Source organism: Variovorax gossypii (genome assembly GCF_003965815.1).
Classification (GTDB): domain Bacteria; phylum Pseudomonadota; class Gammaproteobacteria; order Burkholderiales; family Burkholderiaceae_C; genus Variovorax; species Variovorax gossypii.
The window spans coordinates 301,077-314,740 of sequence record NZ_RXOE01000005.1; the positions used below are offsets into that span (position 1 = coordinate 301,077).

The following is a 13,664-nucleotide window of genomic DNA, read 5'->3' on the forward strand; positions in this document are numbered from 1 at the left end:
CATCAGCCGCCGCTGCGCGTATCACGGGCCAAGCCGGTGAGCGATGCAGACCTGACGCTGATGCATCACATCGACAAGCTGCACCTGGAGTTGCCATTCGCTGGCGTGCGCATGCTGCGTATCTGCTGCGCAGCAAAGGTGTCACCGGGGGGAAAGCTCGACTTCGGTGGACACCGAGTTCTGTACCAACGCGGTCGAGGAAGCGATCGCCAGATAGGGCACACCCGAGATCTTCAACACTGATCAAGGCAGCCAATTTGCGAGTGTAGCCTTCACCAGCCTGCTCGTTGGCCACGGTATCTGCGTCTCAATGGATGGCAATGACTGCTGGAGCGACAACGAGTTCATCGAGCGGCTGTGGCAATCCATCAAGTATGGGGAGACTTTCCACGTAAAAATCTTCGGAGTCTGCTCACACGGACGGCACCAGTTCTGCCGCATGGACAATGCGTGGAGCACACGACACAACAGGGAGGAGTGGCCATGTCATGGTGGAAGCGCCTTTTCAGGAATCGAACCGCCGGAATGGATGAGGTCGATCCGTACGCCGCGCACGAGTCCGACAAGAAGCCTGCGGCCGAATTCCGAACCGGCACCGCCGAGTTCGAGCTCTTCATCGCTCAGAGCGAACTCGATGGCGGGGAGAACCTGGCGCACGGTGCCGAGCACCTCGCCAACCTGCTCAAGCTGGACCCGGCCCATGCGCCCTGGCTCGCGCTGGCGCAGCAGTACGCGGCCCGCGCCGGCGCAGATCCGGTCGGCACGCTGCTGCCCGAGGCGGAAGAACGCTATGCCAGCACTGAGGCACTGCGCGCCTGGCTGTTGCAGCACGAAGGCCGGCTCGAGGAGGCGGTGGAGTTGATCGTCGCAGTCATGCAGGCGGCGCCCGACGCGAAATACCTCGACGCCTGGGTGCTCGGATGGGTCGAGCCCGAAGGCGCGCTCGAATCGATATCGTCCACGTCACAACTGCGGCTGGCCAAGGCTCTGATCGAGGCCTCCTCCGAGGCGCGGCTGGCCAGCGCGCGTAGGCTGCAGACGATGCAGCGCTGGTCGCAGGTGCTCGGACGCCTCACCCCGCCCGAGGACATGCAAGCCGCATGGCGGATGCTGCACATCGGCCTGCTGCGGCGCGCAGGACGCTTCGACGAGGCGCTGCAGGTGGCGGGCCCGCTGGCCGACGCGCCCGACTGGCATGTCGCGACCGCAATCGGCCTCGTGCTGCGGCAGCAGCGCCGCATGTCCGAAGCCGAGACAGCGTTCCGTCGCGCCATTGCGCACGCCCCCGACACCCTGAGCACCTTCCTCGAAGCGGGCGACGGCTGGCTCGAGAACGAAGACTGGCAGGCCGCGCTGGGTTGGTACGAGCAGGTGCTCGCCCGCGAGGCCGGCCATGCCTGGGCGCAGCCCTCTGCTTGGCTCTGCCAATGGAAACTCACGCAGGAGCAGGCATGGAGCGACCGCCTGCTCGATGCGGCGAAGGCCGGCAACGAACGAGCCCGGCGGCTCTGGGTCGACGCTTTCGCAGCCGTGTCCGAGCCGGAAGACGCCAGCGCCAACGTGTTGCGACAGGTGCGGGACAACCTGCTGAGCAAGCCGCGGCCGTCCGTCGCGGACCCGCTGGAGCCGCAGAAGCCCAACCGCATTTCCATGGCCGTGTCGTCGCTGGAGGCACCGTCGAACGCACTGGCCTTCGCGCTCGAATTCGCCGCGGCCGGACAGCCAGCCGAATTGGAGATGAAGTTCGAGAACATCCCGCGACCCGATCCGCGCGAACCTGTCGAACCCGTGGCATACCCGCTCTGGCGCTACACCGGCACCGACGGCCGGGCGGCTCTGCCTGCACCGGCGGCACACGTGCAGGAGCGCATCGCCCAACTGGCCCGCGCGCCCTACCGCCCTACTGCCAACTGGGCCGCCGCGAGCCATGTGGCGCTGGCGCTGGGCCCTGCCTCGGGTGAAGACCGGTCGCTCGACGTGCTGGCCTGCATGGTGCATCCGCCGGCGCTGCCGTCTGGCACGCCCGCGTTGGCCTGGGTACCACGCGTGCAACTGGTGGCCGCGCAGGTGCTGGCGCAGGTCGACGAGGGCTGGAAAGGCTCGCGCCGCCGGGAGTTGCTGCTGTCAGTGCTGTTCGGCCCGGGTGACTGGGCCACCAACGCCGCCATCCAGGCGCTGGCGTGGATCGGCCAGGACGAACCCGCGCATGCGCTCGACATCCACCGCTGCTTCGAGCGCCTGGAAACCCACCGGCCCGACAGCGGCTATTGCTGCTGGCTAGCCACGCTCTACGACTCGTGGCGGCACCTGCCGGTGCTGTTCGAGCCGGAGCGCGAGGCGCTGGCGGCCAAGCTCGCCGAGCTTTCCAGCGACGAAGCTGAAGGCTGAGCGCGCTGGGGCAAGCTTCGCTGCTCCTGAAACAGGGTGAGCGGGCCCTAGCGCGACGCTTCACGGCTGGCTGGTCGGAAACGACGTCCTGATATGCGTCAGAGAACGCTGTCGGCGGGTTCCGTCTCCGTATCCGCCGTCTCTATCCAGTCGATGCATCGGCACTTGAGCATGTCGATGCCGGCTTCGATGGAAGTGCACGGCTGGCACAGCACGAGCTTGCATCGCTGCTCGCCATGAAGGGCCATGTCGCCCGCTGCGGAGAAGTCGCCTTCGCCGCTCTTCAACACACTGATCGTGTATGTCCACAGCCCCGAACGGCCCTCGTGGATGAAAGTATTTCCATCCATAGCACACATCAGTACTCAGTACAGGCGTGCCATCAGGATCGATAGTTGACGCAAGCAACAAGCAAATTCACGATACACGCGATACCGGTGAATGCCAACCGGCGAGACGCAGAAGGGGTTTCTTGGCCTCCCTTCGTGCCCAACCAAGACGAGGCTTGCCTTCTACGACGACAAGTTTCCCGAGATCCATGTTCGGGTTGCGCGCCGCACGTGAGCGGCTCCTCACCATCCTTTCGTTGATCAGGAGATCCGAGCCGGAAAGGCTTCTCCAATTTGCCGCGCTCTCTTGACCTCATCGGTATGCAGGTACACCGACGTGGTCGCTACGGACGCGTGCCGCAAGTTGTCTCGTACGGTGGTCAGCTCGACACCCCGTGCGAGGGCGTGGGTTGCATGGGTGTGCCGCATCCAGTGCGGTGTCGCACGCTTGAGCTTGTCCGCTACGAACGCATTCACGCTCTCCAGGGCTTGTGCGGCATGGAGAAAGAAGCGGCGCATCACAGCCCATAGGCGCGATGCACTGATCCCTGCCTCGTCCTCTGTCAAGCCTGGCAACAATGCGGTGTTCGGGCTCCAGCGAGAAGGTGTCACCGGCAAACCTCGCTGGGCCAAGTACTGATCGAGCGCGCCGCGAGCCAGCAGCGGCAGGGCGACCTTGCCGCGCTTGCTCCCCTTGCCCACGACGTTCAACCAGATATCGCCCTGCGCGTCCGGCTCGATGCTGCCCAGTCGGGCGTCGACCATTTCGCTGGGCCGAAGGCCGGTCGCGTACCAGAAATCCAGCACAAAGCGCAGTCGCTGAGCCCCCTCCTCGCTCCATCCGCCGATCCATTCGATGCCATCGGCCGTGGAGCGGATCAGGCTCCACTCATGCTCTGTAAATACGCGAGATCCGTCGAAGGCCCCCCCGTGCCCTGCGCCCTTGACTTTCACGCCGGCGAATGGATTGGCTAGCGCGTAGCGCTGCTCGATCAGCCACCGGTACAACGCGCCGATCACCGACAACGCATAGGCCACCGAGCGCGGTGCCAGTGCCCCTTGGAAAGGCCGCCACTCCGCAGACGTACGTGGCCGCGCCGGGCCGACCCATCGTTCCCGCGGCGAGGGTCGTCGCAAGAATGCGCGGTACGCAATGGCATCCTCTGTCGTCAGCGATGACAGTGCCCTGCCGCGCTCGAGGATTGCCCACAGCATGAGCCGCTCTGCCTCCTTTCGGTAGGCGCGCTGGGTGGCTGCAGACTCCTGCAGCGAAAGCCAGGCCCGGACGGCCTCATAGTCATTGCTCGCCGACAGCGTACAAGTGGCCTGCGGCGCCCTGAAGGTACCTCGGGAGCCATCGACCTCCTGCGGCACGATCAGGTGTTCCCACGGTGAAATCTCGGTTTTCGGCGCGACCACCAACGCCCTCGCCCGCTCGGTCAGAACAGGGTCTGCGGCAAAGAACTCCTCGATCTGGCGCGCACCGCGCGCGCCCAACCCGGGTACGGCAGCCCACCACCGGCGCCGGCGCGGGACGCGTACCGTCAGATCCGCCAGAGTCCGAATCCCGCAGGCCTGCAAAGCACGCGCGGCGCGCGCCGGCAGCCAGCGGTCAACAGCGTCCGTCACCATCGGCGCAGGCATCGGCAATTGCTGCAGCTTTTCGATCGCGTCCCTCACCGCCCGGGCACGCTCCTCGCGCTCGGCGGTGGGATGGGCGATCAACAAGGCGAGATCGTCCCGGTGCCGCTGCCGCGCGTACTGCGCCAACTGACGCCGGATGCCACTCAGCATGGCGCGGGACGACTGTCCAGTCGCCCTGCTCTGCCCAAGATACTGGGCCACCGCCGCGCGAGCCGGTAAACCGGCGTACCAGCCGCGCAGCGCCGCCAACTGCGACAAGGTCGGGAAACCAGCGCTTTCTGACTCCACCCCGTGCACCGTGCTCCTTTTCATGATCTTCAGTTTAGCCTCGAAAAGTTACTATCGTGATAAGAAGAGTTATCTTTATAGAAGAAAAGGCTTTGACATTCCGCGGCCTCCATTCAGGTCCGAGGCCATCGCTTTTGTCTCGTGCGACCTCGGCGTGGCGCGCCTGCTGTGCGACGCGTGCTGGTGATGCGCGAACGACACATCGTCGACAAAGCCCCTCGCGCGAACTGCTCGACCGGCCACGCCACGAGTACATCAGTCGCCTGGCCCGCGGCGATCCCGGGCTCCCTGCATCCAAGGACTTCCCGACGTCCGCAAAGTCTTCGACCGATGCAGGCGGCACGATTGGGAGTGAATCGAAGCCCACGTCACTCGGCAGGAGAGTACTCAGGAGCGGGTCGCCACGGGACTGCCGCCTCCGGAGTCGGTGGAGCCGAAGGCCTCAAATCGTCTCCGGGGCAATCAAATTTGCCCCCGACATGAAATCGTTTCACACATCGTTTCACAAATTAGATTGCCATGGTTACTCTCTCAATATAAATTTAAGATTTGATCATTCCATATATCGTTTCACATGGCCGCTGATCCTGTTGCGATCCTCCGAGCCAAGGGGCCCCTTCAGGCTGGCGCACTTGCTGACGCGATGGACGTGAGCCGCCCTACCCTGAGCCGAGTCATCCGCGCAGCGGGGGCCGAGGTCATCATCCGCGGAAACGCCAGACGCACAAAGTACGCGGCCCGCCGCGCGCTCAGAGGGGATCTCAATCCCATCCCGCTCTTCCGAATTGATCGCGATGGCAACCAGCACGAGGTTGCCATGCTGGACCTGCTGTATCCCGACGGGACTGCCGCTGAGTTTTCCGAGAGGCTCGGCTGGCCACTGGACGACGAAATGCGGCAGGGATGGTTTGAAGGGTTGCCGTACATGTTGCAGGACATGCGACCTCAAGGCTTCCTGGGACGCAACTTCGCACGACACCATGCAGCCTTGCTGAAGGTGAGCGATGACCCGACGACCTGGTCGGACGATGACGTGCTGTATGCGCTCTCCCTGCTCGGTACCGATGTTCCAGGCGATCTGCTTGTCGGCGAGGCTGCGGCCAGAACGTGGCTTGCGCAGGTTCAGGCGCAAAGCGAGGGTCTCGGCTCCCATGGATTGAGCGACGATCAGCTGCGGCAATCCTATCCACAACTCGCTGCAGACATGCTGGAGCTTGGCGTGGCCGGTTCGTCGGCAGGCGGGGAGTTTCCGAAGTTCACCGCCATGCGGAGCATGGATGGGGAAGACCGGCATGTTCTCGTGAAGTTCTCCGGCTCCGATGATTCCCCAGGCACCCGGCGTTGGTCGGATCTGCTCGTGTGCGAGCACCTTGCGGCCTGCGCATTGACCACACATGCGGGCATCAAAGTGCCCCAATCAAGAATCCACCTCCTTGCGGGCCGAACATTTCTCGAGGTCGATCGGTTCGACAGGCATGGCGCCATCGGCCGCTCTCCTGTCGTCTCCTGGAGCACCCTGAACTCGACCTTTGTCGGCAGTGGCGGGCGCCGTTGGCCAGAAGGCGTCGAGGCTCTGGTCCAGAGAGGCTGGGTCACCAACGAAGACTTGCGCTGCATCGATCTTGTCTGGCACTTCGGACAGCTCATCGGCAATACCGACATGCACGACGGCAACCTGGCGTTCCAGCCCATCCAGGATGCCGAGCGGGCGGTACTACAGCTGGCTCCGATCTACGACATGCTTCCGATGACCTACGCTCCTGTGCGCGGCGTGGAACTTCCCCCGAGGACCTATACCCCGCAGTTGCCTCTGCCCTCCGAGCGAGGTGCCTGGCAGCGGGCTGCGCGTGCCGCAATCGCATTTTGGGAGAGCGCGGAAGCTGACAAGCGAATCAGCACCGAATTCCGGGACATGTGCGCTCAGAACTCCCGGACACTTCGAAGAAGCAGCCGTATCTGACGCTTGAACCCCAGCGCGTCCAATCACGACCGAGATTGGTCCTGGACTTCATCAGTTCTGCTTGGACCTTGAAGACAAGAAGTAGCGGCGGGGAGATCTTGGAAAAGGCACAAATGAATGGCCACGCCGTCGAGGAACGCGGGCCACATGTCGATATCAAACCCGCCCTTACCGCTGCTCCTCCCGCACGCCACGACCGCTCGGCCATTGGCCAGGCACCGTGAGGACAACGCCTCCGCTTCGAGCGTGCTTCGCACATAGGCACCCCTGGGGCAACTGGCACATTGCGCAGTGGCTCCCCTCCAGCGGTTCGTCAACGATGCAAGTGCAGCCATGCGCCAAGGAGTCCCCATGCGCACCCTCTTGATCGACAACCACGATTCGTTCACCTACAACCTCTACCAGTACCTTGCCGCCTGCAACGCCGAGCCACCGGTCGTCGTGCGCAACGACGAGATGAGCTGGGACGAGGTCGAGCGCATGCCGTTCGACAATATCGTGATCTCGCCGGGGCCTGGGCGTCCCCAGCATCCCGCGGATCTGGGTATCTCCGCAGATGCGCTGCAGCGCTCCCGCAAGCCTGTGCTCGGTGTCTGCCTTGGCCACCAGGCCATCGCCCACCATTGCGGCGCCCACGTCGACCTGGCTGTGCGGCCCATGCATGGACGCCTGGACCGCATCTCGCACGCGCAGCGCGATCTCTTCCAGGGCATCCCGGACCGTTTCGAGGCGGTGCGCTACCACTCCCTCGCAGTCACACAACTGCCCGCCTCCCTGGAACCCCTGGCCTGGACATCCGACGGCACACTGATGGCGCTGCGCCACCTCTCGCGGCCATGGTGGGGCGTGCAATTCCACCCGGAATCGATCTGCACGGAATTCGGTGCAAGGCTGTTGCGCAATTTCCGGGAACTGACCCAGGAATGGCACGCACAGGCATCGCGACGCGAAGCCAGGCATCGCCTCGGGCCGCCCCTTCGGCTCGAAGGGCCGCAGGCGCTCGCGCTTCATGCCGAGTGCATCGATACCACCGCCGAACCCGAGGCGGTGTTCATGGCGGCATTCGCGCCAAGCGACAGCGTTTTCTGGCTCGACAGCAGCCTCGCTGAAACCGGGCGCGCGCGCTTTTCCTTCATGGGCGACGCGAGCGGTCCCAGGGCCCTGGTGCTGACCTACCGCACGGCGCCACGCGAACTGCTGGTGCATCGGGGCGACGCCGGTCAGGTACGCGAGGAAAGCATCTTCGATTACCTGCGCGACCATATTCCCGGCCGGCAGCCCGACGGGCCAAACCTGCCCTTCGACTTCGCCGGCGGCTTCGTGGGTTACTTCGGCTACGAACTCAAGCGCGAGCTCGACGGGGCGCGCATGCACGACGCCGACGCGCCGGATGCGACATGGATCCTCGCCGACCGCTTCCTCGCTTTCGACCATGCCGAACAGCAGGCGTGGATCGTCTGTCTGGACGAGGCCGTTCTGGGGAAGGAGAACGCCCGCTGGATGCGGGCCATGCGCGAATGCATCGACAATGCTCGGACACCGGCCCGTGACACGACGGCGGATGCGGCCAGCGATCTGCACTCACTGCAATGGCGGGTGGACCTGAACACCTATCGCGACCTCATCCTTCGCTGCCAGCATGAGATCCTGCAGGGCGAGACCTACGAGGTCTGCCTGACGAACCAGTTGATCGGCGAAGGGCGCATCGATCCGCTGGAGGTCTACAGGGCGCTGCGCAAGCACAACCCCGCGCCCTATGCGGCCTACCTGCGCGCTGGCGGTCGCGCCGTGCTGTGTGCCTCGCCAGAGCTCTTCCTGCACATCTCGGCCGACCGTCACGTGGAATCCAAACCCATCAAGGGTACCGCGGCACGCGGCGCCACACCCGCCGAAGACTTGGCGATCGCCGAGGCGATGGTCGGCGACGAGAAGACGCGCGCGGAGAACCTCATGATCGTCGACCTCCTGCGCAACGACCTCAACCGGGTGTGCGAGATCGACAGCGTCCACGTGCCCAGCCTGTTCGCGGTGGAAACCTACGCCACGGTGCACCAGCTGGTCAGCACGATCCGCGGCCGGTTGCGCCCAGGCCTCGGGGCTGTGGACTGCGTGCGCGCGGCCTTCCCGGGCGGGTCCATGACCGGTGCGCCCAAGGTGCGCACCATGCGGATCCTGGATGAAATCGAGGGTGCTGCCCGCGGCATCTACTCCGGCAGCATCGGCTACCTGTCGCTGAACGGCGCGGCCCAGCTCAACATCGTGATCCGCACGCTGGTGGCCGTCAATGGCCGGATCTCCATCGGCGCCGGAGGGGCCATCGTCGCCATGTCCGACCCGGACGCCGAGGTCGAGGAAATCGTCCTGAAGGCACAAGCCCTGTGGGATGTGCTCCGGCGCTGCGGGGCGCCGCTCGGCCCACGGCCGGGGACGGCGGCTGATGCGCAAGCGACGGTCTCGCAAGATCCGACACCGCTCCCGCCTTCTTCCAGCGATGGCTAGTGCACATGCCAACCGCCGGGGGATCGCCCTCATGCTGGTGGCGATGTGCTGCTACGTGTTCAACGATGTCTTCGTGAAGCTGGCTGCGCAGCACCTGCCTCCCGGGCAGGTGCTTGCCGTGCGCGGCCTCTTCGCCACTCTCTTCGTCCTGGTCGTAGCCTGGGGAGCACGTGCCCGATGGCGGACGGCACTGCGCCCCCTTGTCGGGGTGCGCTGCGGGCTGGAGATCACGACAGCGCTCGCTTCCGTGCTCGCCTTGTCGCTGGTGCCGCTCGCCACCGTCAGCACGCTCATGATGACCGCGCCGCTCATGATTGCCGTCACCGCGATGGCGCTGCGCTGGGAGCCCTGGCAAGGCAGCCGGCTCGTCGCCGCCGCCGCCGGCTTCGCGGGCGTCTTGCTGGTGATTCAGCCGGCCACTCGACTTGATGTCCCGACTGCCGGCCATGTCTGCGCACTGCTGTGCGCTGCCTCGCTGGCCGGCCGTGACCTGGTGACGCGTCGCATCCCGGCAGGGGTCCCCTCATCGCTCATCGCTGCCGCGACCACGCTCGCGGTCTGTCTGGCCGGTGCGCTCCTGGGTTTCACGGAGCAATGGATCGTGCCTACGCAACGTGAAATCGCCGCGCTGGCCGCTGCCGCCAGCTGCGCGACGCTGGGCAGCTATGCGCTCATCGCCGCCTGCCGCGGCGTCGACCTGTCCGTCGTGACGCCCTTTCGCTACAGCTTCATCGTCTGGGCCTTGCTGCTGGGGTACGCGATCTGGGGAGATGTGCCACAGCCTCTCGCAGCACTCGGCGCCGTCCTGATCCTCGCCTCGGGAGCGTTCACCATCTGGGCGGCGCGCCGCCCGTGAGCGAACGGGCGGACGCTGCAGATTCTGCTGCGCATGGGCTGGCCGGGGCACAAGGCCCGCGGATTCGCCTTCAATCCCGCAACGAGAAGACCGTGCACAGGCAGATGACCGGCGCTTCGCTGATCGTGTCCATGCCATGCGGTGCGCCTGCCTCGAACAGCAGCGAATCGCCCGGCCCGACCTCGACCACCTTCGCGCCGTAGCGATAGCTCAGGCGACCCGAGAGCACGTAGAGGAACTTGAGCCCGGCGTGCTGGCACCCCGTGTCGGGCTCAGCCCCTTGTGCCAGGTGAATCAGATAGGGTTCAACGGCGAGCTTTCGGGATTGCAGGTGTCCCAGGAGTTCATAGCCGTAGCCTGCCATCGCACCCGCGCAATCGACGCGCAATCCCTTGCCAGCGGGCACGTGGCAGAAGTCGGCGCGGTCGAATCCATCGGCAAAAAAACGCGAAACAGCCACGTTCAGTCCGCCGGCGATGCGCTCGAGCGTCTCGACCGAGGGAGAGACCAGGCCGCGTTCGACGCGCGAGAGCATGGAGGACGAAATGCCTGCGTGCTGTGCGAGCTGCCCGCCTGACACGCCGGACGCGATGCGAAGTGCCTTGATTTGTGCCCCGATACGCGAGGCGCAGGGGCTTCGCACCGGCGCCGCGGGTGCCTGCGGCGTCGTGAGCGACGCCGGGAGCCTGATCCGTCGTGCGGAAGGAAACGGCGATGCGACCTGCTTGCGTCCCATGCACTCAGCGCCTTCTTGTTCCGCCCGGTGCCAGCGGCACATGCACGGGAACGACCAGGCCCACCACGCGGACACCCGGGCGCCACTGCCGACGGTCACGGGGGAAGCGGAAGAAACGCATGACAGGGCTTGGTAGAACAGGGGCCCGAGTGTTCTTCTCGCCGCCCTTTCTATCAACTGTTGCGCACCGCGTCATTTCCGTCCACAGCCTTCGCAGCCGGCGAACCCGGTCGCCGCGGGTCTCGGTCCACCCCGCTTGCATCGGGTGCAAAAAGCCTGCGTACGCCGAACAGCCCCGACGCCTGCCGACACCCCTATCAACTCTGTCAGTTTCCGCGCGATTTTCATCAGGCTGTAATGCGGGCCTCATCGACCAGAGGGGAAACGCCATGGAGATCATCGCAGGACGAGTCGACTCATTCTCCGCAGGACTGCTGTTCGACATGGCGCGCTACCGGCATCACGTCTTTGTCGAGAAGCTGGGCTGGCGGCTGCACACGCGGGCACGATTCGAGCTGGACGAGTTCGACCGGAAGGACACCATCTACCTGATCGCCCGCAATCCGAAGGGCGAGATCGTGGGTACAAGCCGCCTGCTGCCCACGCACCGGCCCTACCTGCTGGCCACGGTCTTCCCTCAACTCCTCGGGGATGTCCCGGCACCGTGCTCGCCGCAGATCTGGGAGCTGTCTCGCTTCGCCGCTGTCGACGGCGCGCACCTTGGAGGAAGCGAAGTCCCCTGCGAGTCCCCGCTTGCGCTGGAGATGCTGGGCGTGGCGATGCAGGTGGTCGCCAGGGAAGGCGGGCAGCGGCTGATCAGCGCCTCGCCCATGGGCATCGAGCGCATTCTCCGGCGGGCCGGCCTCTATGTGCATCGGATAGCGCCGCCGATGCTGGTCGAGGGGCAGTACCTGTTCGCCTGCTTCATCGACGTGGACAGCGCATGGCGTCCACTGCGGACCTCCTCCGGTCATGCGACCTCATGAACAGGCGCCCAGACCGGCCACGCCAAGAAGCCGTCGACCGTTCAGTTCAGGACACCGAGGCGCGAGGAAAGTGCCACGGCCGAGTTCTTGTTGTTGGCGTGCAGCTTGGCGATGGCGTTGCGGAGGTGGTAGTTGACCGTCGACTTCGACATGCCGAGGATGACCGCGATCTCCGCACTCGTCTTGCCGTCGGCCGTCCAGCGCAACACCTCGACCTGCCGGCTTGTCAGCGGCTCCGACCCCGCGAGCGGACTCTCTCCCAGGTGGTCCATGAGCGCACGGTGCGCGGTGTTCACCAGCCATTGGAGCCAGTGATCCTTGGCGCGCATCTCCGCGGCCGTGAGCGGTTCGCTCGATCTGGACAGAGACAGCATGCCAACGCGCGCATCGGGCTCAAAGACCGACTGCGCCCAGCCGATGCGAAGACCGAAGGAGCGCGCCTCGTCCCACATCTGCGGTGTCCTGCGGAACACCTGATCGCTCCAGATCACTGGTGCTGCGCTGCGCACGCCATGGGCAACGGTGGGGTCGATCTGCAGGTAGCCCGCCTCCAGATAGCGGTGACTCCAGCGCGCGTCGTAGGTGCTGAGCATCCGGGTCTGGGGCCGGGTGAAGGGCACGAAGGTGCGCAAGCCGTAGGCGCATTGCTCGAAACCGAGATGCCGCGCAGCCACGCTGATCTGCTCGAGGACCTGGGACGGCTCGCTTGCCTCGATCAAGCGACCGAGGACCTCTTGTGTCCAGTCGTTCATAGGTGCTCTTCCCACATCGCCGACGCCCTGATCTGATCGTGGGCGCAATGACTGCTCTCCAGCAGGTCCTTGTGGCAACGGCTGGACAGTCTAGAAGCGCCACGCGCTCCCGAGACGGCAAATGACCACCATTTCTGCCAATCTCGCGCACCAGGACTTCGCGTTGCCGTGGGATTCAGCATGGGTTCAGGAAGATGGTTCGAACTGCGGTTCCGATCCCAATACGAAACCAATGACCTCCAGCGATGCACAAGGTATGGCTCCTGCTGCTGCCCGGATTTCCCCTCGTCGACATCAGCGGCATGCTGAGCGTCTTCGAGGCGGCCAATAGCTTGCTCGAGCAGGAAGACCAGCCTGCAGCCTATGACGTGCGCCTGGCTTCTGCCTCAGGCGGTCCTGTCATTGGCTCCAGCGGCGTGTCGCTGTCCACGGATGCCTTGCCGCGTCAGCTCGCGGGCCGTACGAATACGCTTGTCGTCGCCCTCCGGCCGGATGTGTTGCCGGATGCCGGCGAAGCGGCGGACGCGCAGTACCTGCACGAATGGCTCATGAACAGCCGCGAGAGCCTGGTCCGCTGCGCCGTCCTGGGGCCCGGGACCCCGTTGTCACCGGTAGGCACTGTGCGGCTCCAGGACATCCCTGCGACACGCGCTCACTTGCAGTTGCGCGAAGAGAGCGCATCCCCGTTCACCGACCACATGGCCACGCAGGGTTGGCCAAGCATCGAGCCAGGCCAGGGGCTGGACCTGGCGCTGTCGTGGATCGAAGCCGACTGGGGAGAAGCGTTCGCGAACACGCTGGCCTCGCGCCTGCCGGATCCGCTCAGCGAGCGCTACGGCGTGAGGCGCTATCGCAGCGCGCTGATCGAGCAGCCCTCGGATGAGCCCAGGCTCGCCGGATTGCACCAGTGGATTGCGATGCATCTGCGCGAGGAGCTCGGCGTCGAGCGGCTGGCAAGGCAGATCCACATGTCCACGCGCTCGTTTGCGCGCTTCCATGTGCGCGCGACAGGCTTCACGCCGGGATGTGCCGTGCAGCAGATCCGTCTCGATTCGGCCTGCCGGCTCATCGAGACCAGCAAGCGCCCGCTCAAGGCCATCGCCGCGCAATGCGGCTACGGATCCCAGGAGGTGATGCGAAGGGTCTTTCTGCGCGGCCTGGGGATGACGCCGAGGGAATACCGGCGTCTTCACACAACGGCGAGCGGCGCCGGCCTCCCGTAGCCG

General features: G+C 65.3%; 10 protein-coding genes and 1 pseudogene. 7 read left to right on the forward strand and 4 right to left on the reverse strand.

Annotation, left to right across the window (positions count from 1 at the left end; genetic code table 11):
• Positions 1 to 172 precede the first annotated feature (172 nt).
• Positions 173 to 388: pseudogene (locus EJP69_RS29905) on the forward strand (DDE-type integrase/transposase/recombinase); the annotation flags it as partial.
• A gap of 95 nt (positions 389 to 483) precedes the next feature.
• Positions 484 to 2,388 carry a tetratricopeptide repeat protein gene (locus EJP69_RS20210; protein WP_126472272.1) on the forward strand — a complete coding sequence of 635 codons (1,905 nt, stop codon included), beginning with the start codon at positions 484 to 486 and terminating at the stop codon, positions 2,386 to 2,388.
• Positions 2,389 to 2,486: 98 nt separating this feature from the next.
• Here EJP69_RS20210 and EJP69_RS20215 read toward each other — a convergent pair whose 3' ends face one another.
• Positions 2,487 to 2,675, reverse strand: a complete 189-nt coding sequence (locus EJP69_RS20215) for a hypothetical protein (RefSeq protein WP_126472273.1) — start codon at positions 2,673 to 2,675, stop codon at positions 2,487 to 2,489.
• Between the two features lie 303 nt (positions 2,676 to 2,978).
• Entirely contained in the window at positions 2,979 to 4,673 is a 1,695-nt protein-coding gene (locus tag EJP69_RS20220) for a phage integrase family protein (RefSeq protein ID WP_126472274.1), read from the reverse strand.
• Positions 4,674 to 5,223: 550 nt separating this feature from the next.
• Between EJP69_RS20220 and yjjJ the strand changes: the two genes are divergently transcribed.
• The 3 genes from yjjJ (at position 5,224) to EJP69_RS20235 (ending at position 9,964) form a co-directional block, all read left to right on the forward strand.
• Positions 5,224 to 6,609 carry a type II toxin-antitoxin system HipA family toxin YjjJ gene (gene yjjJ / locus EJP69_RS20225; protein WP_126472275.1) on the forward strand — a complete coding sequence of 462 codons (1,386 nt, stop codon included), beginning with the start codon at positions 5,224 to 5,226 and terminating at the stop codon, positions 6,607 to 6,609.
• Between the two features lie 351 nt (positions 6,610 to 6,960).
• On the forward strand, positions 6,961 to 9,108 hold the full coding sequence (pabB, locus tag EJP69_RS20230; protein WP_093307892.1) for an aminodeoxychorismate synthase component I: 2,148 nt from the start codon (positions 6,961 to 6,963) through the stop codon (positions 9,106 to 9,108).
• The gene (locus EJP69_RS20235) at positions 9,101 to 9,964 is read left to right on the forward strand and encodes a DMT family transporter (RefSeq protein WP_256230360.1); all 864 of its coding nucleotides are present in this window, start codon (positions 9,101 to 9,103) and stop codon (positions 9,962 to 9,964) included. The genes pabB and EJP69_RS20235 overlap by 8 nt, the downstream gene beginning before the upstream one ends.
• A 70-nt stretch (positions 9,965 to 10,034) precedes the next feature.
• Here the strand turns inward: EJP69_RS20235 and EJP69_RS20240 are convergent, their stop codons facing one another.
• Positions 10,035 to 10,607, reverse strand: coding sequence for a helix-turn-helix domain-containing protein (locus EJP69_RS20240; RefSeq protein WP_093208812.1), 573 nt, complete (start codon positions 10,605 to 10,607; stop codon positions 10,035 to 10,037).
• A gap of 482 nt (positions 10,608 to 11,089) precedes the next feature.
• Between EJP69_RS20240 and EJP69_RS20245 the strand changes: the two genes are divergently transcribed.
• Positions 11,090 to 11,686 (forward strand): acyl-homoserine-lactone synthase, encoded by a 597-nt coding sequence (locus EJP69_RS20245; protein WP_126472276.1) that lies wholly within the window; start codon positions 11,090 to 11,092, stop codon positions 11,684 to 11,686.
• Between the two features lie 41 nt (positions 11,687 to 11,727).
• On the opposite strand, the gene EJP69_RS20250 is transcribed toward EJP69_RS20245, so the two are convergent.
• Positions 11,728 to 12,438 (reverse strand): autoinducer binding domain-containing protein, encoded by a 711-nt coding sequence (locus tag EJP69_RS20250; protein WP_126472277.1) that lies wholly within the window; start codon positions 12,436 to 12,438, stop codon positions 11,728 to 11,730.
• 245 nt (positions 12,439 to 12,683) lie between these two features.
• On the opposite strand from EJP69_RS20250, the gene EJP69_RS20255 reads away from it, so the two are divergent.
• Positions 12,684 to 13,661: a GlxA family transcriptional regulator gene (locus EJP69_RS20255; RefSeq protein WP_126472278.1), complete on the forward strand. Its 978-nt coding sequence runs from the start codon at positions 12,684 to 12,686 to the stop codon at positions 13,659 to 13,661.
• The last annotated feature ends 3 nt before the right edge of the window (positions 13,662 to 13,664 follow it).